General features: G+C 45.7%; 18 protein-coding genes. 6 read left to right on the top strand and 12 right to left on the bottom strand.

Features of this window, described 5'->3' with window-relative positions; genetic code table 11:
- Positions 1 to 72 precede the first annotated feature (72 nt).
- Entirely contained in the window at positions 73 to 2,037 is a 1,965-nt protein-coding gene (locus OH458_RS01375; RefSeq protein WP_269977391.1) for a GGDEF domain-containing protein, read from the bottom strand.
- A 274-nt stretch (positions 2,038 to 2,311) separates the two neighbouring features.
- Positions 2,312 to 3,052: a hypothetical protein gene (locus OH458_RS01380; RefSeq protein WP_038134170.1), complete on the bottom strand. Its 741-nt coding sequence runs from the start codon at positions 3,050 to 3,052 to the stop codon at positions 2,312 to 2,314.
- 50 nt (positions 3,053 to 3,102) lie between these two features.
- Here OH458_RS01380 and OH458_RS01385 point away from each other — a divergent pair, with 50 nt between their 5' ends.
- On the top strand, positions 3,103 to 3,405 hold the full coding sequence (locus OH458_RS01385) for an MGMT family protein (RefSeq protein WP_269977032.1): 303 nt from the start codon (positions 3,103 to 3,105) through the stop codon (positions 3,403 to 3,405).
- 22 nt (positions 3,406 to 3,427) lie between these two features.
- Here the strand turns inward: OH458_RS01385 and OH458_RS01390 are convergent, their stop codons facing one another.
- The gene (locus tag OH458_RS01390; RefSeq protein WP_269977033.1) at positions 3,428 to 3,853 is read right to left on the bottom strand and encodes a YbaY family lipoprotein; all 426 of its coding nucleotides are present in this window, start codon (positions 3,851 to 3,853) and stop codon (positions 3,428 to 3,430) included.
- 188 nt (positions 3,854 to 4,041) lie between these two features.
- On the opposite strand from OH458_RS01390, the gene tesB reads away from it, so the two are divergent.
- Positions 4,042 to 4,902 carry an acyl-CoA thioesterase II gene (gene tesB, locus OH458_RS01395; protein WP_043887087.1) on the top strand — a complete coding sequence of 287 codons (861 nt, stop codon included), beginning with the start codon at positions 4,042 to 4,044 and terminating at the stop codon, positions 4,900 to 4,902.
- A gap of 43 nt (positions 4,903 to 4,945) precedes the next feature.
- Here tesB and OH458_RS01400 read toward each other — a convergent pair whose 3' ends face one another.
- A complete protein-coding gene (locus tag OH458_RS01400) occupies positions 4,946 to 7,993 on the bottom strand; it encodes a cadherin repeat domain-containing protein (RefSeq protein ID WP_269977034.1) in 3,048 nt (1,015 codons plus the stop codon).
- Between the two features lie 280 nt (positions 7,994 to 8,273).
- Positions 8,274 to 8,741, bottom strand: coding sequence for an Lrp/AsnC family transcriptional regulator (locus tag OH458_RS01405; RefSeq protein ID WP_269977035.1), 468 nt, complete (start codon positions 8,739 to 8,741; stop codon positions 8,274 to 8,276).
- A 143-nt stretch (positions 8,742 to 8,884) separates the two neighbouring features.
- Between OH458_RS01405 and OH458_RS01410 the strand changes: the two genes are divergently transcribed.
- On the top strand, positions 8,885 to 9,979 hold the full coding sequence (locus tag OH458_RS01410; protein ID WP_269977036.1) for a PLP-dependent cysteine synthase family protein: 1,095 nt from the start codon (positions 8,885 to 8,887) through the stop codon (positions 9,977 to 9,979).
- 73 nt (positions 9,980 to 10,052) lie between these two features.
- Here the strand turns inward: OH458_RS01410 and OH458_RS01415 are convergent, their stop codons facing one another.
- Together OH458_RS01415 and OH458_RS01420 are read right to left on the bottom strand one after the other, a co-directional pair.
- Positions 10,053 to 10,370 (bottom strand): DUF1244 domain-containing protein, encoded by a 318-nt coding sequence (locus OH458_RS01415; protein ID WP_269977037.1) that lies wholly within the window; start codon positions 10,368 to 10,370, stop codon positions 10,053 to 10,055.
- A gap of 156 nt (positions 10,371 to 10,526) precedes the next feature.
- Positions 10,527 to 11,405, bottom strand: a complete 879-nt coding sequence (locus OH458_RS01420; protein ID WP_269977038.1) for a Tim44 domain-containing protein — start codon at positions 11,403 to 11,405, stop codon at positions 10,527 to 10,529.
- A 192-nt stretch (positions 11,406 to 11,597) separates the two neighbouring features.
- On the opposite strand from OH458_RS01420, the gene OH458_RS01425 reads away from it, so the two are divergent.
- From OH458_RS01425 to OH458_RS01435, 3 genes are all read left to right on the top strand, one after another.
- Positions 11,598 to 12,188: a TetR/AcrR family transcriptional regulator gene (locus tag OH458_RS01425; protein ID WP_269977039.1), complete on the top strand. Its 591-nt coding sequence runs from the start codon at positions 11,598 to 11,600 to the stop codon at positions 12,186 to 12,188.
- A 26-nt stretch (positions 12,189 to 12,214) separates the two neighbouring features.
- Positions 12,215 to 14,086 (top strand): MFS transporter, encoded by a 1,872-nt coding sequence (locus OH458_RS01430; RefSeq protein WP_269977040.1) that lies wholly within the window; start codon positions 12,215 to 12,217, stop codon positions 14,084 to 14,086.
- 105 nt (positions 14,087 to 14,191) lie between these two features.
- Positions 14,192 to 15,115: a YeiH family protein gene (locus tag OH458_RS01435; protein ID WP_269977041.1), complete on the top strand. Its 924-nt coding sequence runs from the start codon at positions 14,192 to 14,194 to the stop codon at positions 15,113 to 15,115.
- A 2-nt stretch (positions 15,116 to 15,117) separates the two neighbouring features.
- Here OH458_RS01435 and OH458_RS01440 read toward each other — a convergent pair whose 3' ends face one another.
- From OH458_RS01440 to menB, 5 genes are all read right to left on the bottom strand, one after another.
- Entirely contained in the window at positions 15,118 to 15,285 is a 168-nt protein-coding gene (locus tag OH458_RS01440) for a hypothetical protein (RefSeq protein WP_269977042.1), read from the bottom strand.
- Positions 15,286 to 15,413: 128 nt separating this feature from the next.
- Positions 15,414 to 17,885: a bifunctional diguanylate cyclase/phosphodiesterase gene (locus tag OH458_RS01445; protein ID WP_269977043.1), complete on the bottom strand. Its 2,472-nt coding sequence runs from the start codon at positions 17,883 to 17,885 to the stop codon at positions 15,414 to 15,416.
- A 92-nt stretch (positions 17,886 to 17,977) separates the two neighbouring features.
- Positions 17,978 to 19,345, bottom strand: a complete 1,368-nt coding sequence (gene menE / locus OH458_RS01450) for an o-succinylbenzoate--CoA ligase (RefSeq protein WP_269977044.1) — start codon at positions 19,343 to 19,345, stop codon at positions 17,978 to 17,980.
- A complete protein-coding gene (menC, locus tag OH458_RS01455) occupies positions 19,345 to 20,331 on the bottom strand; it encodes an o-succinylbenzoate synthase (RefSeq protein ID WP_269977045.1) in 987 nt (328 codons plus the stop codon). The genes menE and menC overlap by 1 nt, the downstream gene beginning before the upstream one ends.
- 175 nt (positions 20,332 to 20,506) lie before the next feature.
- On the bottom strand, positions 20,507 to 21,373 hold the full coding sequence (gene menB, locus OH458_RS01460) for a 1,4-dihydroxy-2-naphthoyl-CoA synthase (RefSeq protein ID WP_005472984.1): 867 nt from the start codon (positions 21,371 to 21,373) through the stop codon (positions 20,507 to 20,509).
- Positions 21,374 to 21,388: the final 15 nt, after the last annotated feature.

Below are 21,388 nucleotides of genomic sequence, written 5' to 3' on the forward strand. Positions count from 1 at the left end.
CCCTACGTTATTTCAAGCGGAATCACCGAAAAAATGGTGTTTTTGATTCAACTGCTTAGTGTGTAACCACTATTAGTTCAAACAAACAACTTTTGAGCGCGCCTCTTTCGTTTTAACGTATTCACTGCGCGTATGTTTATGCTTATACATTGCTAGATCGGCTTGGTGCATGACTTCTTGTAAACTCATAAACGATCGCCCTGCTTCAGAAGCACCGAAAGCCAAAGACACGTTAAACGAAAGACTTCGGTCGTGCGACACAAATGGAATCGTGCTCAACCTCTGTTTTAATTGAACAAGACGAGGCGAATCTATTTTTCCAACCAGAACGAATTCATCCCCACCAATACGGTAGCTACTACCATGCCAACAGCGCTCAATATGATCACTCACACAGCGCAGTACTTGGTCACCCACTTCATGCCCGTAGGTATCATTGATTTGCTTGAACTTATTCACATCGAGATAAATCAGAGTTTCATCACCGTTTACACCACTGCGGTATTTTTGCTTCAGCGCTCGACGATTCTTAAGACGGGTCAAGTTGTCAGTGTTTGATTGACTGTGCAAGTACATCGCCACCACCACTAAAAAGCCAAGCACTAACATAAATAGAATTTGGCTTTTACGAGAAAAGGCTTGTTCAGCCTGAAGTGTCGCTTTCCAATTAGGTTGATAGTCGTATTGAGACACAATTCTCTCGACATCTATCATCTTAAGAGCTCGAGTAAACAAAGGGGCTAAAGAAGCACCGAGCTCATTCTTCGCAAACCCAATTGCTATCGGTGACTCGTAATAGCTGCCGATCAAAGACTCTTCCACTAAAGGCAGGACATAGTCCGAGTCTCGCAATCGTTTGTTGAAGTTCGCGCGACTCACCGCCAAATAATCGATTTCCTCATTAATTAGTGCATCAAACAGCTCATCATCGCTCGAAAATGCATGCAGTGTTTTGTTCGGTAATCGCTGTGAAAGTAGTTCTTGATAGAAGTCGTCTCTAACCACACCGATTCGTTCCGCGATGAGTTCAGACACATTACTGTAAACGTCCTCTTTATACCCTTCCCTTTTCACTAGGATCGCTTTTGGGAAATAATAGGGAGCAGAGAAGTAGGCAATGTTTTTGCGACTCTCCGATATCGCCATCGGAGACAACAAATCAATTTTCCGGTCAATTAAATCGTGGTACATGCTTTCCCAAGACTCATCCTTTGTACTCACAATATCGCACGACAACATTAATATCGCGCAGGCTTGCTGCACAACATCTGCAGTGATTCCTGATATAACTCCATCAGGGCGATAACTCGCAAACTGACCAATATCCTCTATTTTGACTCTAAGGGGCTTCTGGTAGTTAATATTGCTGTCGATGACGGATTGACGGAGTGCCTGCTTTCGGAGATCAAATTGGTACTGTTTTACCGCTTCTCTTAGTTGTTTTTGTACCTCGGCGCTATGTACATAATCTTCAATTTTCGTCAGCAGAGGCATGTGCGTGTTTTTCGGCGAGATAATTGAGACAGGTTTGATCATCAACTGATGATTTAGAAGTTGAGCATCGAATCCAGCGAGCAGCATTGGTTTGAGTTGATTAATCGCATCAACCACACCATCAACTTGGTGTGACTCAATTAAAGACTTCGCATGTTCATGGCCGCTGTATTCGATGAGTTCAATGGATGGATAGTTGGCCGCTATCAGCTGTTTGTATATCGTTCCAGCGGGTACGCCTACTATACTGACCTGCTCTAGATCAGCATTAATGAGGCTGTAGAGATACGTGTACTCTATGTTGGTTGGGCTAGTAAATTCAAAATCGCGTGCTCTTTCGTCAGTGAAGGTCACATTTGCAGCAAAGTCAGCATCCGACGTCTTTACTGCGTTGAGTATCGCGCTAAAACTTGGGTAATAGACGTATTCGACGTTAAGTCCAAATTTATCTGAAATGGCATCAAATAGAATACGAGTCACAACATCGTCCGCTTCCATCGCCACTTTATATTTCGTACTCGCTACCGCCGAGTGCGCATACATCACAAAACAACATATGCACCACAGGCGCCAAAAGTAAGCCATCCTAGCCGAATCCTACCTGAATAATTATGATTTCTACACGACTCTGCCTATATGATTTAAAAAATAACGAACGTTCAAACACTCTTGTTCCTTCCGTTGGAAATTAGTGAACAATGAACCACTTGAAATGTTAAATTTTTACACCACTTGTTAAGACGAGCAAATAATGCGCAATTCTGACACACATAAGTGCATATGCCAACTGCATATAGTGAGAACTATAATTGACTATTTATATGCCTGACTCTTCTTCCGCACTGCGTAAAATATAATCTGTCATCCATGCGGTGCCCAATAAGCAAAGCCAGACAACAAAAACAGGGTTAGGAACATCGATGTTGGGAGAAACTACTAAGGCGGCGAAACCAACCGTTGGTAACGTCCAGCATAATAGTTTGGTCCACTTGAAGGACTTAAGACGCGAGAGGCTCTCCATTGATGCCATGATGCCAGTGACACAAAGCGCTAACAGCGCCGCATAGGGGAGCCCAGCAATCCACATTGGGAAGACGAGGAAAAGCGCCCACCAGCGATGGGTTGTCGAGCGACTCCAATGTGCAGCAGCCCACCATGTTGCAATCACCGACAGTGTTTGAACAACAGTCACGATGGCCTCGCCAGCCAGTTTACCCGATGCTTGTGTAACCATAATGCCGACTTGAAGCGTCAGAACGATTAGAGCAGCGGTCAACACAACACCAATGCTGCTTCGCTTTGAGAACACAACCATAAGTAAGGGGAACAGCACCCAAACGCTAACAGACAGGGCGATAGGTTGATGAGGAAGTGTTAGCCCATAAGTGGTCATCGCGGCCATTAATACTAAACCGGAGACACCACCTTGAGGTAAAATCCATAGCGCGGGAATGAGTAAAGCTAAAACAGGAATATCACCTTCACTTAAACTGATCGCACGTGCACAGACAATCGCTAACAAAGTTGTTATTAAGAACTGAAATGTAGAAAATACCATGCCCTCTCCTTACTCCATTCCTTGGAAAACTGAACTAGGACTTAAAGATTATGGACCAATTTCTGATGCAAATCTTTGCTGTAATTCACCAAATTCCATGTGGGAAAGTAACAACTTACGGTGAGGTCGCAAAATTGGCAGGTTATCCTGGCTATGCACGCCATGTTGGCAAAGCCCTAAATAAACTCCCAACTGGCAGCAAACTCCCATGGCATCGAGTAATTAACAGCCAAGGAAAAATCTCATTAAAAGGAGAAGATTTGGTTCGTCAACGCAATGCCCTGATAGAGGAAGGAGTCGACGTAACGAATGATGGGAAGGTGCGCTTGAAGATCTATCGATGGCAGCCATAACGCTGCCATCAATAAATTCGGATTAGTTGACTCCGATGAGCATCAACGCAACGTTGTCGCTGTTAGCTTCAACTGTGATCACTGGGTAAGAGGTATCCGTGATAAAACGAAGTTGACCATTCACTTCAATACGAGCGCTTACGCTGTATCTATGTTTTGGGTCAATCTTTGCGCTGTCATACGCCAAATCAAATGCAAATGGAACTTGCGCGCCATTTGTTTCAAAACGGTGTTTAGCGATTACTTTCGCGGGTGCATCCGCAAGAGAGATATCTTGAAGTGTCACCGTTACCAATGCATCGTCCGGCAAAGCAATTCGCTCTCTGTAAGCGACTGTACCTGTGATCGATTGAATCTGCGCTTGCTCTACCTCTTCATTCGGTGACTGACACCCAACCAAAACCGCGCCTAGAACCACTGACATTATTGCAAATAGTGCTTTTTTCATTAAAGCCTCTCCTGAAGGTAAATTCACGCAGATTATAGGTAGGGTTTATCTAACTGTCATTACTATCGCTCGTCAGTTGACAGATTCTTTACGCAACTTGGTTCTTGCTGACAATTAACTCAAACAGTTGTTTCTACAATCACTTATTGCATAAAATGTTAGGTATCATGAACAATAAGGGCCAACGTATGAGTAAACCGTTGAACGAACTGCTCAATTTGTTGCAGTTAGAAAAACTAGAAGAAGGTCTTTTTCGTGGCCAAAGTGAAAACTTAGGACTGCCTCAGGTATATGGGGGGCAAGTGATCGGCCAAGCGTTATCAGCCGCTCGCTACACGGTCGAGCCAGAGCGCACCGTACACTCGTTCCACAGCTATTTTCTCTATCCAGGAGATCCTGAAAAGCCAATTATCTATGATGTGGAAAACCTTCGTGATGGTAAAAGCTTCAGCACGCGACGTGTAAAAGCAATCCAAAACGGGCGCCCTATTTTTTATCTTACCGCCTCCTATCACGGTGAAGCACCGGGCTTCGAGCACCAAAACAGTATGCCTGAGATTCCAGGGCCGGAGAATTTCGCGTCGGAATCCGAGTTAGCGGCAAGAATCGAAGAGTACTTGCCAGAAAAAATCAAGAAAGCCTTCTGTGGTGAAAAACCTATTGAAATGCGGCCTGTCACAGTCGTTAACCCACTCAACCCTAAAAAAGTGGAACCAAAACAGTACTTGTGGATTCGGGCAAATGGTGAGATGCCTGATAATCAGTTGATTCATCAATACTTGCTTGGTTATGCGTCTGATTGGGGATTCTTGGTTACTGCACTGCACCCGCATGGTGTTTCTTTGATGACACCGAACTTTCAGGTTGCAACCATTGACCACTCTATCTGGTTCCACCGACCGTTCAAAATGGATGAGTGGCTGCTTTACGTCATCGAAAGCCCAACGGCAAGCAACACTCGAGGTTTGGTGCGCGGTGAAATCTACAATCGAGAGGGTCACCTTGTTGCCACTGCTGTACAAGAAGGCGTAATGCGCTTTACTCAATAGACAGCGGCTCGATAGTTAAAGGAGTGCTGAGCACTCCCTTTAACTAGTTTGTCTGATAATCAAAGGTGACTACAGACCACTCATACATGCTATCTGGAAAGCCGTACTCACCTTCACCATATATCACTCCTGGCTCTGCATACTGCCCGCCTAACTTACTGGCTGCAAACTCACGATATCCGCGTCGGTACTGAATCAACGGGCTAACCAATTCATATTCGGTTCCCTTTTCGAGCTTACTGTCTTCGATAACCAAATAACGAGTCATACGGATGGTCGCACCGGTTTTGCAATAACCTTCCGCGGAATAATCAATTGCTAGTAATGGTCTAGGATCATCAGGATCAAGCACTGAGCTGCATCCATCGAAGCGACCAATATGCAGCCATACCGGGCGAGCTTCCGCTAAGTCGTCACTGCCTTTCGGTTTCATCAATAACCAAGCAACTTTACCTTCTCCATGCTCAACTAGCTCGGCATCGGTAGGTTCACGCAGCAAGCGCGCTCCCATAATCCCGAACTCACTCTCTTCTAAATTTGCAAAACGTTGCGCATTTAATTCACTGATCACAATGGTTTGTTGACTGGTTAAATGAGTGTACTTATCCGCCACTCCTGAATCGGCAAGGTTGAGAACTACTGTCACTAAGGTTTCGGGCATCGCATGATAGTCACGAGTCTCTTCTTCTGAAATTCGAATCTGTATAGGACGACCAGAGTCATAGCCTTTTAATGTAATAACACCACGCGCTTGATCAAGCGTCGCCATACGTTCACTACTTGTATTAGCAAGTTCAAAAACACGCTTACCTTTTGCTTCCCCAAAATCTAGCGTCACCGATTTGAATGGTTCAAATTCTACTTCTTGGCGAGTTGCAGGCAGACCAGGATGTTCCGCCTTTTTAATCGTGCCCTGATAGATCACTTTTTTAGGCTGGTAGTTACGTCCTGTTAAAGTCGCCTCAACGGTGTAGTTCCCCGCATGGAGTACCTTTAGATCACCGCTCTTTGAAACCATTTCTACTGATGGTGAAGCCTGATTAATCAACCGATAGACTGCATCAACACCTTGACCATTCAAAACTGGATGCAGGTTGAGATCAGAACCAAAGATCGCTTCTGGATAGGTAATGGTTGCACGACTCTCAATCGGCTTAACCGTAACGGTAAAACTTGCATGCCCAGCGGAATACTGCTCATTTCCCGAATCAGAGACAACGATTCTTGTACTGCCCGCATTGAGAATGTGCATTTCACCAGAATCGGCGTCTAAAGAAACGACATCGGTTGAAGCTCCTTGCGCGAAGGCATAACTAACCTGACCAACTATCCCAGTAATCGTTGGTTTGGTTATCAATGGCTTTAGCGGGTTCCAATTATCTTCAACATCAGAGCTAACCTTAATTCGACTTGGCGCACTCAATATAGTGAAAGTGACTGCTTGCTCTGGCCCCGCAGTATAGTTCTGACTTTCTTTGCGGCGCAGCGTTAAGGTCGTCTCACCCGCTTTGTACACGTGAACGACACCATTAGCGATAGCGTCAGCTACACTTGGTTGACTGTTATGAAGTACTTCGATCACATCACCGGAAGCGAGTAAATCAAAGTCAGGCAATAAGTGGAATTGATGATTTACGCTGTACACCACCTCATAGTCTTTTACTGGCATCGCAGAACCTTTGGCCTTAGCGATATCAATGTCTACATCAAACTGCGTTGGTCGGTAGTACTCGCCACCATCGTCTTCAAAACGCAACGAGTAGTTACCTGCTCGGTTTACGTAGATTTTATCCGCCCCAATTTGCAGCCCATCAGGAACTGAACCGACTATAGTGAGCTTGCCTTTCTGACCGGAAAATTGCAGTGGAACAGTTAGTGAGTTTTGGTAAGTAAGCGCAATATCGACATTTTTTATGAGTGGGTGCGGCGCGGCGTCAATATCAACGGTAATTTGAGTTTGAGTCGCAGGAAAATTGCGCATCTCACGTTCAATTATGTCTATCTTCGCTTGCCCCACGCCTTGGATGATTAGAGCATTGCCACTCTCAGATACTCTAATAACATCTTGCCCTTCGGCCACATTAAAATAGTAATCTCCTTTCGCATTACTAACCCGTGGATAAAGCGATTGGTTAACACTATAGTTTGCAGAGATGTTAACCGAATGGAGCGGTTGGCGCTGTCCCTTGGCAACATTCACTACAAAGCTGGCTGTTTGTTGTTGATGAACAAAACCTTGGCTGTAGGTTGCTGTTACCTCAATTTCAGCTTGCCCGGCATTGTGAACCAACAATAACCCTGTGCTCTCATCAAGGATTTCTATAACATCGTTTTGGGCATTACTGTCTGCAAGCTTGAAAGTCAGACTCTCGACCTCAACATCATCCAGTCGAACAGGTTCTAGCGTTAAGCCTTCACGATAAATAGGGCTTAGCGACGCAAACTGTAATTGTTCGGCACCAACCTGATAAACACTGACGTTGGCATAAACATCACGTGCTCGGTAGTACTCATCACCGTTATCATGGATCCGAATCTGCGCTTGACCTTGGGCGCCAATCGCATAAACGCGACCGCTTTGATCCACACGAACCAAATGCTCACCACCATCAACGACTTCAAAGCTCAATTGCCCCCGCTGTCCACGTACAACTAAACGCTCACCATCTTCGTTTAACGCGTTAAGATTGAGCTCATTAACAACTAAATCTGGGTTGTTGCCTTTTTTCACCATCACGGTGAACTCGGCTTCAGAAACAGCGAAGCCAGAAGGTGAATCAATCGCTTTAATGGTAGCAATACCCGGCTTCAAAATCTGAAGTTGGCCAGACTGACTAACTTGCACCATATTTTCAGGCTCTGCTGCCACAATTTGGTATTCAATAGTACCGAAGACATTGCTCATTTTCGCATGAACAATCGCGCCCACGTGGCTGAATTCAACCAACGTATCTTCAACTTCGAGTTGAGCTCGACTCTGTTGAGTCGATTGAGTCGGTGTACTCACAATGGATGATGAAGAGCCGCCTCCACCGCCTCCACATCCCGCGATCACTGCCACAAGCAGCAAGAGAGAATAATATCTTGTCATTTTCTGTAACATTTTCTTACATTCATCGATGACGGCGATAATAATACAATGTTTTATTCGATACCAGCCTAATTATTGACATTCCAGTCAAATAAATTTCCTACGATTTATAAGTAAAATAAATGACATTCACACCAAGTTTGCCCATTTTACCGAAAGAACGAAAAAGCAAACGTTACCGTCAAGAAAGTGACGTTAAACGTACACTGAATGCTTTCATCATTAGCTACGATTACATCCGTTTAGTAAACTGTTCAAACGACATAAGGCATACGAGTACTCACCCTTCATTAATGGGTAACGCTGTAGTGTACTTGATTGGCTCCATAGCAAATGTTGAAGTTACGTTCGATAGTCCTTTTACGCTATTGACCATTCGCTTATAAAACTCATCAAAGCACTTCATATCTTTCACCAAGACTTTCATCATGTAATCGTACTCACCAGCCATACGATAGAACTCCATCACTTCAGGAAATTCGCTGACGGTGGTAACAAAATTGTGGTACCACTCGTGTGAATGGTCACTCGTCTTCAGTTGTACGAAGGCAATAAATGATAAGTCGAGCTTTTCGGCATTCAGCAATGCGACTCGCTTCTCTATGTAGCCCTCATCTTCTAGTTTTTTCAACCGTTTCCAACACGGAGTTGTCGTTAGATTGACGTGCTCTGCTAACTCATTGAGAGAGAGCGTGCCGTCGGATTGAAGCAACGAAAGGATCTGCGTATCTATCTTGTCTAAGTTCATTTCACAAAGCACCAGATTAGGAGAAAATTATTCTCCAATAAGACATTTTAAAAACAATAATAGCAAAGTTTTTCTCTCTTCTTAGAGGTAAATTATTGCCATAGATAAAAACAACTACCCTACGATTTTCGAGGAATCAAGTTATGTGTACAGACCACAACTGGATTAATAACGCAGTACGAAAAATCGAAGCTGATTTTCAACGTTCAGCAGACACTCACCTTTTCAAGCTCGATCTGCCGTCTCTTGAAGGCATCGATATCTACCTCAAAGATGAAAGTACCCACCCGACAGGATCGCTCAAACACCGATTGGCTCGTTCGCTGTTTCTTTATGCGATTTGTAACGGATGGGTTGGTCCTGAAACCACGGTCATTGAAGCATCTTCAGGCAGCACTGCAGTGTCTGAAGCTTACTTTGCACGATTACTTGGTTTGCCTTTTGTTGCTGTAATGCCCAAATGTACTGCTCGCAAGAAAATAGAACAGATTGAATTTTACGGTGGTAAGGCGCACCTGGTTGACCGTTCAGACCAAATATATGATGAATCTCGTCGCCTAGCGAAAGAGTTAAATGGTCACTATATGGATCAATTCACCTACGCCGAGCGCGCAACAGACTGGCGTGGGAACAACAATATTGCCAATTCCATCTTTAGCCAAATGAAGCTCGAAGATCACCCAATCCCAAGTTGGGTTGTCATGAGCCCTGGCACAGGGGGAACCTCTGCTACCATTGGCCGCTTTATTCGCTATCAAAAGTACGATACAAAACTATGTGTCGTTGACCCAGAAAACTCCGTTTTCTTTGATTATTTCAATTCTGGAAACGCAGAGCTTAAAGGCGAAAACGGCAGCAAAATTGAGGGGATCGGTCGTCCTCGTGTCGAGCCTAGTTTTATTGCCGGTGTGGTCGATGAAATGCGCAAAATCCACGATGCTGCGAGCGTTGCAACCGCCCATTGGTTGTCTGGTTTGATTGGCCGTAAAGTGGGTGCATCAACAGGTACTAACCTATACGGGGTTCTCCAGCTTGCATGTGAAATGAAGCAACGAGGTGAAACAGGATCAATCGTGACACTGTTGTGTGATTCTGGTGAACGCTACCTCGACACTTACTACAATGCAGAATGGATAAAAGAGAACATTGGCGACATTCAGCCTTACCTAGCACAACTTGAAATTATTCAGTCGAAAGGCTGCGTTGAAGCTGCATGCTGCGGTCCAATCACTGAATAAAATCAGACTTTAAATACAGAAACAGCCCACTCAGTTCGCGGGCTGTTTTTTATTATCTGTACTCTAAGAAATGTTACTTCTTCTGACGAGCTTCGAAGGCTGCAAGCTGCTCTGGCGTTGCTTTCGGTTGATGATTTTGTTTCCACTCATTGTAAGTCATGCCGTAAACACGTTCACGCGCGTCATCAATATCCAAATCTAAACCTTGATTATCCGCTTCTGCTTTGTACCATTTGCTAAAACAATTACGGCAGAAACCCGCAAGAATCATCAGGTCGATATTTTGCACATCTTTATTGTCATCAAGGTGTGCCAACAAGCGACGAAATGTCGCGGCGTCTAGCTTATCTTGCTCTTCTTGAGACAGGTTTTTGTATTTAAATTCAGCCACTTTACTACCCTTGTTATGATTGTTGGTGTGTAAAAATACTACCAAGTAATCGCTCCACTGAACAATCTAAATTACCCATGCCTAAAATCGTTCAGCTTAGGCTACAAACAAAAACGCCCAAGCGAAAAGCTCAGGCGTTGTCGTTATCAATCAATGTTAGCCTTGGATACCAACGATCAACCATGGCGCATTCGGAGTGGTAAGATCATGCTCCAAGTGCCAGATATCAGCGATATCTTCTTCAATGCCTTCCACGGCATCACGGTAACGACCACTAAATTGAAGGCTGAGTTGTGCTTTCGAAGCATCATAATCAGCACGAACAATTTCAGCATCAACATACATAACATCAGTATGCTGCTCGCCCTCAAGTTTCGCTCGTTCTGATTTTAGATCAGCGAACAAACTTGGAGAAACGTACTCTTCGATTGTTTCCAACTGATTGTGGTTCCAAGCGCCTTGCAAGATACGGTAGTGCTCACGAGAGCCATTGATAAACGCTGCATGGTCAAAACCCGGTGGGTAGTTGTGCGGCACATCGGTTTGCGAACCAAAGCCAAAACCACCTTGAGAACCCGTTTGTTGAGGTTGCTCGAAGTTGTGTACATTAGGTTGCTCGAATTTCGGCGCAGAACCGCCGAATGCTGGCTGTTGACGCTGCTGGTTCATGCTGCCTTGTTTAGCTCCAAGCATGCCGCGCATCAACTTAAAGATGACAAAGGCGATCAGACCGATAATGAGAATATCCATAAACTGGATACCTTCAAACGCACCGCCAAAGAAAGCGGCGAGTAGACCACCCGCTAATAAACCACCCAGCAAGCCGCCCATTAGACCTTTTTTGCTTGAGCTTTGAGTTTTAGTGGTTTGGTCTTTACCAACAGTGTTGGTGTTTTGTTGCTGCTGTTTAGGCGCAGGAGCAGTTTTATAGCTTTTGCCAAAAGACTTACCGCCACCAAACTTTTTAGCTTCTGCGATTGGCGTAATTGCCACAGAAACCATCAGTAGAGCAACAAGAGAAAACAAACGTTTCATAATTATCCTTTCGGGTTCTTTCAAGATAAGAGTTTGTAGTTATCTTGTTATAATAAGGGTTGGTTAGAAAGAAGCAAACTAAATACTCCGTCACACATGTATCAGAATATTGCAAATTTGCCTTCTGTTAGTTGACGCTACCGGGTATGGCTCATTAGAATATCGAACATTGTTCATTTTACTGTAATTACCATGGCACGACGCAACGATCATACTCGCGAACAACTTATCGCACTCACTCTCGATACTGTGAAGGACTTTTTAGAACAAAACTCCTACCACGAGCTAAGTCTGCGTAAAATAGCAAACATGATCGGCTATGTACCGAGCACGCTAGTCAACGTTTTTGGTAACTATAATTTGTTGTTGCTTCACGTTGTCGCTCAAACGCTAGACGAGCTGTCGGAAGAGGCAAAAAATGTCGTCGGCGGCAGTGTCGACCACAAAACAGCACTCTACCAATTAGCGTATTGTTATCACGATTTTGCGCAAAAGCACCCTCATCGATGGCAGCTAATATTCGAGCACAATATGAATGGTGAGGCGTTGCCCGAATGGCAATCTCAACGTATCGATAGCATGACAGGGATGCTTGAACACTTGCTTAGAGTGCTGGCGCCAGAGCGCAGTGAAGATGAAGTACTCAAAGCAAGTCGCGTATTATGGTCTGGTGTACATGGCATCACGCTCTTAAGCGTTGATGACAAGTTTTTCGCCGCAGACCCCATCGATGGTAAAGAACTTATCGACAATCTACTGACCAATTACCTTGCTAATTGGTGATTAAGCCATAAAGGAATCAGGCTCACATGTCGAACAACCAAACCTCTTTGTTAGGGCAGAAACGTTTTCTGCCCTATTTCATTACCCAGTTTTTTGGCGCATTTAATGACAACATTTTTAAAAATGTGTTGTTGCTGTTTGTTGCTTTTGCTGGGGCAGGTGCGCTGCCAATTTCAAGTAACCTCTTCATCAACCTCGCAGCTGGTCTCTTCATCCTGCCGTTTTTTCTCTTTTCTGCCTCTGCGGGCGTCCTTGCGGACAAATATGAAAAGTCTTGGTTTATTCGTAAAGTAAAACTCGCTGAAATCGGCATCATGTGCCTTGGAGCGATTGGTTTTATCACCGAAAGTTACGCCATTCTTTTGATACTACTGTTTTTGATGGGGACTCAGTCCGCCTTCTTTGGTCCAGTCAAATACGCACTACTTCCTCAGCAATTAAAAGCCAATGAACTGGTTCCGGGTAATGCGCTTGTTGAAACAGGTACATTCTTAGCGATCCTACTTGGAACATTGGGGGCTGGTGTGATTGCTTCTGCTGAAAACGCTAAGTACATCGCCGCTGGCGCCGTGGTGCTATTCGCCGTGTTTGGTTATATTGCCAGTCGTTCCATTCCAGAAGCCCCCGCAAGTGCGCCTGATTTGTCGTTCAAGTGGCAACCCATCAAACAGACGAAACAAACCATCGCGATTGCCAAAGCAGACAAAACCATTTTTCTTGCTTTAATGGCAATCAGCTGGTTTTGGTTCCTTGGCGCGGCTTACCTGACACAGTTTCCTAACTTCACCAAAATTTACCTAAATGGAAACGAGAGCGCCGTTTCATTTTTACTTGCACTCTTTTCTGTTGGTATTGCGGTCGGTTCATTAGCATGCGACAAACTTTCCAATCACCGTATTGAAGTTGGCATCGTACCTATCGGAAGTCTGGGTATTACAATCTTTGGTGCATTGATGGCGACGTCCATCCCTAGCGACCTCCCTGAATTCGACTCGTTTTCCCAATTTGTTAGCTATCAAGAGTTGTGGCCGCTGTTTGCTTACTTGCTGTTGCTCGGCGCTTCTGGTGGCGTGTTTATCGTTCCTCTTTACGCACTAATGCAACAACGGGCAAAAGTGAATCAGCGAGCTCAAGTCATCGCGGCGCTGAACATCTATAACTCGTTGTTCATGGTAGGTAGTGCCGTGCTTGGTATTGTCTGTCTGACGGTATTGGACATGACGATTCCTCAGCTGTTTACGCTGCTCGCGGTGATGAACCTACTGGTTGCAGTCTACCTGTTCATGCAGGTCCCTATATTTGTTGTGCGTTTCTTAGTGTGGATCCTGACGCACTCGATGTATAGAGTGAATCACAAAAACCTTCACCATTTGCCAGAGAAGGGCGGCGCACTGATTGTATGTAACCACGTCAGTTACATGGATGCCCTTCTGCTCAGTGCGGTTTGCCCTCGTTTAATTCGCTTCGTGATGGAAGAAGAGTATGCAAGCCTTCCTCCTTTAAGGCGCTTCTTAAAACGAGCAGGCGTGATTCCTATCTCTGCTACAAATCGTACGTCTATTCGTCGCGCTTTTAATGAGGTAGAGCAGGCGCTCTCTGAAGGTCACATTGTTTGTATTTTCCCAGAAGGGCGATTGACGTCAGACGGCGAGATGAATGAGTTTATGCGTGGAATGGATTTGATACTAAGACGCAGCCCTGTTCCCGTCATTCCTATGGCGTTAAAAGGGCTGTGGGGAAGTTACTTTAGCCGCTCCAAGGGAAGAGCATTCAAAGGGCTCCCTACCCGTTTCTGGTCTCGAATTGAAATCGAAGCTGGTACGCCTGTACAACCGTCAGATGCAACAACTTCCGTCATGCACGATCGTGTCGCTAAACTTCGCGGTGATTGGCAATAACAGACAAGCGTTCAGTTTGACTGAACGCTTGTTCAAAACATTCAACTCTACTTACCAAAAACAAGTTGATACACTTGCCGTCTGAGTTTTGTCCCTGTCCCTACCATGAATAACGTAACTAAGCAGTCTGTTTTTTGGCTTTCTCTGGCAATTTGCTTAACCCCCTTCATCACTTCGCCTACCGCATTGGTGATTGGTTTTTTACTTGCTTCTCTTGGTCTTGTTCCAGTTCAGTTCAATCTGGCTAAAGTCACTAAGAAGCTCCTCGCTTATTCAATCGTCGGCTTGGGCTTTGGTATCAACTTTGATCAAGCGTTGGCAGTGACATCGGATGGGATCGGGCTAATCATCGCAACCATTGTCGGCACGCTAGCCTTAGGCTGGGCAGTCACCAAATGGATTGGTCTGGACAGAAAAACGGGCTATTTAATTTCTGCAGGAACGGCAATATGTGGAGGAAGTGCCATTGCAGCGGTCTCCGCCGCCATCAAGGCTGATGACGAACAAATCGGCTTAGCGCTTGCAACTGTGTTTGTCCTAAACTCCGTTGCCTTATTTGTCTTTCCCGTAATTGGTCATGCGCTCAACTTAGATCAACATACATTTGGCACATGGGCAGCGATTGCCATTCATGATACTTCGTCGGTTGTCGGTGCAGCATCTGCCTACGGTGAAGAGGCTCTAACCACAGCAACAACGCTTAAACTAGCTCGTGCCCTGTGGATCATTCCCGTCGCCTTGTTCAGTGCGTTTTTGTTTCGCAGCGATTCAAAGAAGGTTACCGTTCCATACTTCATCTTTTTCTATTGCGTTGCCATCGCCGTCAGCGATTTGATTCCAAGCTTTGACTGGCTGTTTCAAGGCATCTTTGACGTTTCAAAACGCGCCTTAGTGGTGTGTTTGTTCCTGATTGGGTGTGGTATTTCAGTGGAAAAATTGAAAGCTGCAGGTCCAAAACCGTTAGTGTTTGGTGTGTCCCTTTGGGTAATTATTTCCACGACATCACTCGCGTGGTTGACCTTGTTCTAAACTCAATCGACCCCTAGACGGAATTTCGTGTGTTTTTGCTGCCGATGGCTCAGAACAATCGCAGCCACTAACAGAAACGCGCTCAGCTCAGCTAACGCGCGTATCAAGCCTTCGCTCTGTATCGCCACCACAATCTGCAGCAACACTGCAATGACCAATAACGTTTTCATAATCCTTTATATCCATAATCTCACTTAACGCTGTTTATTATGAATTAACGCTATATGTTTGCTAAATGCACATTTGGACTATGAAATTGCTAAATTAACTAAGTTGTACCGTCTGGGATCGCGGGGCGTTACAATTGACGCGGCTCTCCGAGATAAAACCCTTGCAAGTAATCAACCCCCATCTCTGTCGCGATTTCACACACTGCTTGATTGTGGATAAACTCCGCCACCGTTTTTGCTTCAAAAACCTGACACAGTCGAATCAACTGAGACGTTATTTTGCGTTGTTTTTTATCATGGTCAATTTGGCGAATTAAGCTGCCATCGAGCTTGATAATGTCGGGTTGCAGTTGAACGATTTCATCCAAGTTGGAGTATCCTGAGCCAAAGTCATCCACTATGATTTTGACGCCTAGTTTTCGAAAGTGGTTACACACATCAATCATCTGCGAGAAATCGCTGATCTGCTCTGACTCTACGATTTCAATGCCCACGCGACTTGGTTGCTTCAACGCGAGAATATGCTGTTCTAAAAGCGCTAACGTATTGTCGTCTAACATATCTTGAGGCGATAGGTTCAAGGTAAAATGATCGTGGCGAGATGACATTGCTGCAAAGCTGTTTGCTATCATTTGCTGGCTAAATTTGGTGTACAAGCGTGTACCTTGCACCAAGGGCAGAAAATACCCTGGCGGCAACACTTCATCGCCGTGGGTCAGCCTCGCGAGACACTCATAACTCACGATGTCCCGCGTTTTTGCGTCATAGATCGGCTGCCCGTAGGGGACTACATTTTGATGAATAATGGCGTGATTGGCGACCGACAATCGCTCCAGTGATTCTTTTCGTTTATGTTCTTGCTGAACGAGATCACGAGCATCACAAAGGTAACGGTTGTTTTTCGTTGCCCATCGCCGAGCTTCAATCGTTTTGAATAACAATGAATCGGCTGAGCAGGTTAAAAACTCTTTCTTTTCAGCGATCCCCGCTGTCACTGAAATAACAAGGTGGGTGCTATCAAGAAACGACAGGTCGTTGAAATCGAACGACTCGATTTTCTCAATAAACGCTTCGAACTCTTCGCGAATGTCTCTCGCGGCTAACGTCTTGGAAAAAATCGTCGCCCACTCACCAACACCAATCGCGTAGAGTTTGGTCTCTTTGGGTAAGAACTCTGCCATTTGGCTTTTCAAAAATGAGGTCAGCAATACTAAAACATTGTCCCCCACCGAATAGCCATACTTCTCATTGATGTCGGTTAAGTTGTTAATTTTGATATTAAAGAGGCAATCATCTAGCTCCATGCCCGCAATGTCTTCCAGTAACACCGCTCGGTTTGGCAAGCCTGTACGACGGTCAGTACGATAACTGGTCATGAGTGCGCGGGCTTGACTGTCGACCTTTTTCTGCATCAATTGGTTATCAATTTCCAAATCGATAAACGAGTTACGTATCATGGAAAACAGTGGAGAAACCGGTGAAGTCAGTTGAAACTCAGGTTGCGCGGCAGCCGAGGTCGCATCTCCTTCCCTCATTGCAACCAATGTCATGCTGTGATGAAGAATTGATTGAGTACACTCTTCTTTAAACAGCTCCCCCATGCAATAGAAACCAAAGCTGTCGGCAACGGACTGAAGTGGAAGCAGCTCAGAATTTCCCTCAATAAAGTCCAAACGCGATGTGCAGTTGTAAATAAAAATATTGTCTGGCTGAAAGTTAACTAAGTGATACGCGCCCTGCTGTACCTGCTGGATAGTGAGCTCCGGATGGTCATAACAAAAGCGGACTTTATCACCGATGTTGAGTGGTTTATCAAATTCAATGCTAAGGTCTTCTGCAAGTGACACCGGCGTATAAATATCTTGTGCTTTTTGCTCCCCTTTCATCATCGGAAAGCCATGCAACATCTCTGGGGAAAAGCCATTACCATCAGCAAGATAACGGCGATAGATTTGCCCAATCGGCTCATCATTTAAGGTCAGGACTCGGGCTCCCTGCGCTTGGGTGACGATAAATGTTTGACCGACTGGATTCCACTCATTGTACGATTTTTGCCAAACCTGTAACTGAGGCGCGTTAATAGCAACCGCAACGAGACTAGACTCGTGAAATTCCCCATCTAAAAACGCCCAACGGCCATTGGTTGTTATAACGGTCGCGCCGCCAACAACAGGGACGGTATCATGGGAAAAGGCACTAAACAGAGCCTTGTCGCTTGATGACATCCTGTCACCAAAACAAATGATCATTTTGGTGTCCAAGCCGATAGAGAGCCCTTCGTACAGTTTTTCAGACGCTTGGCGACTGCTGGCCACAAAGCTTGCGCTCGCGGTCGTATAGGTTGCTTGTTCAAACTGAGTGAGCACAAGCAATGAATCGCCTTTATTGATATTCCCTTGCTCTATCGTCGACAAGGCGCTGCTGCCTATCACAGTTGCATTTGGCCAACGCTGCTTAATTGCAGTATAGAAAGTCAACACCTCTTCTTTGGGCTGAGCGGAAAAAAGTTGAATCAAAGGGCGTTGGTAAACGGAGGGGATGCTTTCTAATTTTTGCTCTAACTGCGGGAGGGTGTGGAACGCAAGAGAAGTACTATCCATAGTATCAGTAACTATCCTTTTCAATGGTGGCAGCGTTAACTGTCTATTTACATAGTAAAACAAACAACATATTGATTATGCAACCTATCGCTTTATTTAATGAGCGCTTGGTACTCTTTAAACCATTCTTTGACGGCTTTTCGAGATAACTTTATCCCATTACCTAAGAGTGACTCTGGCAGAAGGTGGTAGGCAATTGGCCATTTAAACTTGGTTAGCCTCGGTTTAAGGTAAGTTTCAATCTGATTCAAGTCAGGCAGTTTCTTGGCATCCAAAATCGCGACAGGTCTGAAACCGAATTCTTCATCAGTGACTGGGATAACGATGGCTTGCTTAACGCCTGCGAACTCATTCAGTACCGCTTCAATTTCCTCACAGTGAATGTTCTCTCCTCCAGATATAAATAGGTTGTCCGCTCGACCAATGATCTTTAGTTCATCGCTGATCCAAGCACCAAGGTCTTTCGTGTCAAACCAGCCATGCTCAGCAATGGGTGTCACTGCTCCTTGGCGATAATACCCCAAGGCGAGAGTGTCACCACCAACGTATATCCGACCATCTTCTAACTTAACCTTGCGGTTTGGCAATACAGAGCCGGCGCTGTAATGCTCGTCTATTTGCTTCGCGGTCACCGTCGAGGCCGCCTCTGTCATCCCGTATCCGAGCCAAGTATCGATACCGCGTTTAGCCGCTTGTAAACTCAACGCGAGGGGGACATGACTACCACCGAGTAAAACATGGGTTAACGCGAGCTCAACGTTGGCTTCGAGCAAGCGCTTTAACTGAGTAGCGACCAAAGAAGCATGAGTGACAGTTAAAATGTCGGAGTGCAAATCTCCACTGCCCACCTTTAAAGTCGCCCCGCTTTGCAGCCAGCGATAGATAATCGCCAAGCCCGAAACATGATAAAGCGGCAAACTAAGCAGCCATGTGTCACCTTGCTGAAAACGAAAACGCGCTAGCAGCCCTTGTGCGGAAGCGAGATGTTGACGCGAAGTATGAGCCACAGCTTTTGGAATGCCTGTGGTTCCTGATGTAAACACGATAGTTGCGATAGCGTCTGAACGGTAGGCGCGACTTGTTTGCTCCGCAGACGAAGAGGCGTACTCTAGCGTTCGCTCTGCACTCTCTTCCGGACTCCAAATCCAGCGATGCTGGTGTGATGCGTAAAGCGTACTAAGCTTGGTTTCGAGTTCACTCTCTGTCTGGGGCATAGTGAATGCGCATACCGCCCCGATTTCTAAGACCGCGAGAAGTAAAATGACCGACTCAGGGCTATTTTTCCCAACGCAGGTCACCACGTCCCCCGATTGAACGCCTTGCTGGCTAAGACTGGCTGCCACCATCAGGGCTTCGCGCTCTAACTCTGCCCAAGTGTAGCGTTTCTTCGGCGTGTCTAGCGCCAACAAAGATGGGCTCGATTGAGCCCATTGATTGAGTGGAGAAGGGACTGGTTGCATCAAGATTGCCAAATCAAACTTTGGTCCGCTAGGCGAACCAGTGGCAAATCACAACCAGGCCAAGCAACTTCAAGCTGCTGAGCAAACAAACCGACCGTATCCAATCCTGGAACTTCATCTGGCAGTTGCCACTGAGCCAAACGCGCTAATTGAGTCAAACCTAAGCTAGATTCAATGCTTGAGCTGATCACCGCTTTAATGCCGAGCGCTTTTGCACGCTCAATCAGCTCGATACAACGCTGTACGGTTCCAATGAGAGTTGGCTTGATGATGATTGCCTTCGCACCATTGAAGTCTTCCAGCTTAAAGTCATCTTTTCGAATTGCATGCTGCAAGGTTTCATCCCAGGCAATGGCAATGCCAGTATTGATGGCAAATGAAAAGCTGTCACCAGGCGCCTGACACGGCTCCTCAATAAATGCGATACGACCACGAAGTGAAGGGGCAACTTTTTTTGCAAATTGCTGTGCTTTTTCCGCCGTCCAAGCTCGGTTTGCATCCAAACGTAACGTTAGGTCTGGAATCGACTCCAAGAATAAGCTGACAAGCATGCCATCACGAATGGGCTCATACAGACCCACTTTGATCTTAGCGACTTTATCGCCAGTCATCGCATTCAGTTTAGGTAACAGTTCATCGGGGTCGCCTGAACAGAGTGGCGCAGCTTGATAGCACCCCGACTGTGGTAGTTGATTTTCAAGCTCCAGTTGAGCCATTGATAACCCAAAGGCGACCGACGGATAGAGCTCATCAAGTTCAAAGGTGCGAGCTTCTCGCCATAACGCCAATTGCTCAACCAATTGCGAGTAAGCATCATCCATTGATTCGAGACTAAAACCAGGTAGTGGAGCAATCTCACCGCGACCTATTTCACCATCAAGCTCTAGCTCAACCACAAAACCTTCGCGTTGTTTCAACCGTTCCTCACGCAGTATCACCCCACTGTCCATCGGCAATTCGTAGCGATACAGTTTGGCTGATCTCATAGCAATATCCCTTTCTTTGTTGATATAAATGTAGCTTGTATTGGATATTTCACCCATTTGTACTTTGATATCTAAGCTGTAACCTCAAGAAGAAGGAGAGGACGCGAAATATAGAAGCCTATATGAGCATCCTCGACACAGTTATTGAGGCTAAAGCGACGATATCGACAACAAATTAAGGGTTGCGTGGGAACTTATTAAAGTCCGGACGACGCTTCTCGTTGAACGCGTTACGACCTTCCTGACCTTCTTCTGTCATGTAGAACATCATTGTCGCGTTACCAGCTAGCTCCTGAAGCCCCGCTTGACCGTCACAGTCAGCGTTCAGAGCCGCTTTCAGGCAACGAAGAGCCATAGGGCTATGTTGTAGTGTTTCACGACACCAGCGCACGGTCTCTTTCTCTAGATCTTCCAGTGGAACAACAGTGTTCACAAGCCCCATATCTAAGGCTTCTTGAGCATCATAGAATCGGCATAGGAACCAGATCTCACGCGCTTTCTTTTGGCCAACAATACGCGCCATGTAAGATGCACCCCAACCGCCATCAAACGAACCCACTTTCGGTCCTGTTTGACCAAATTGAGCATTCTCTGCTGCGATTGTTAGGTCACACATCATATGCAGCACATGGCCACCACCGACCGCCCAGCCAGCAACTGACGCGATCACAGGTTTTGGACAAGTACGGATTTGACGTTGAAAATCAAGAACATTTAAGTGGTGAGTACCCGAATCATCTTGGTAGCCGCCGTAATCGCCACGGATCTTCTGATCGCCGCCTGAACAAAACGCTTTTTCGCCAAGACCGGTAAGAATAATGACGCCTACCCCTTCATCATAGCGAGCATCTGCCAACGCATTGATCATCTCTTTGACGGTTTGAGGGCGGAAAGCATTACGAACTTGTGGGCGAGCGATGGTGATCTTCGCGATGCCATCTTCCGACTTGTGGTACTGAATATCTTCATATTCACCGGTGCAGTCATTCCAGTTTACTGGTGCGTATAGTTCTTCTTCTGAGATACCGACTGTTTTTGCCATGGTGATTCCTGTTTC

The sequence above is a fragment of the Vibrio sp. MarTm2 genome (assembly GCF_027587055.1).
Lineage (GTDB): Bacteria > Pseudomonadota > Gammaproteobacteria > Enterobacterales > Vibrionaceae > Vibrio > Vibrio sinaloensis_D.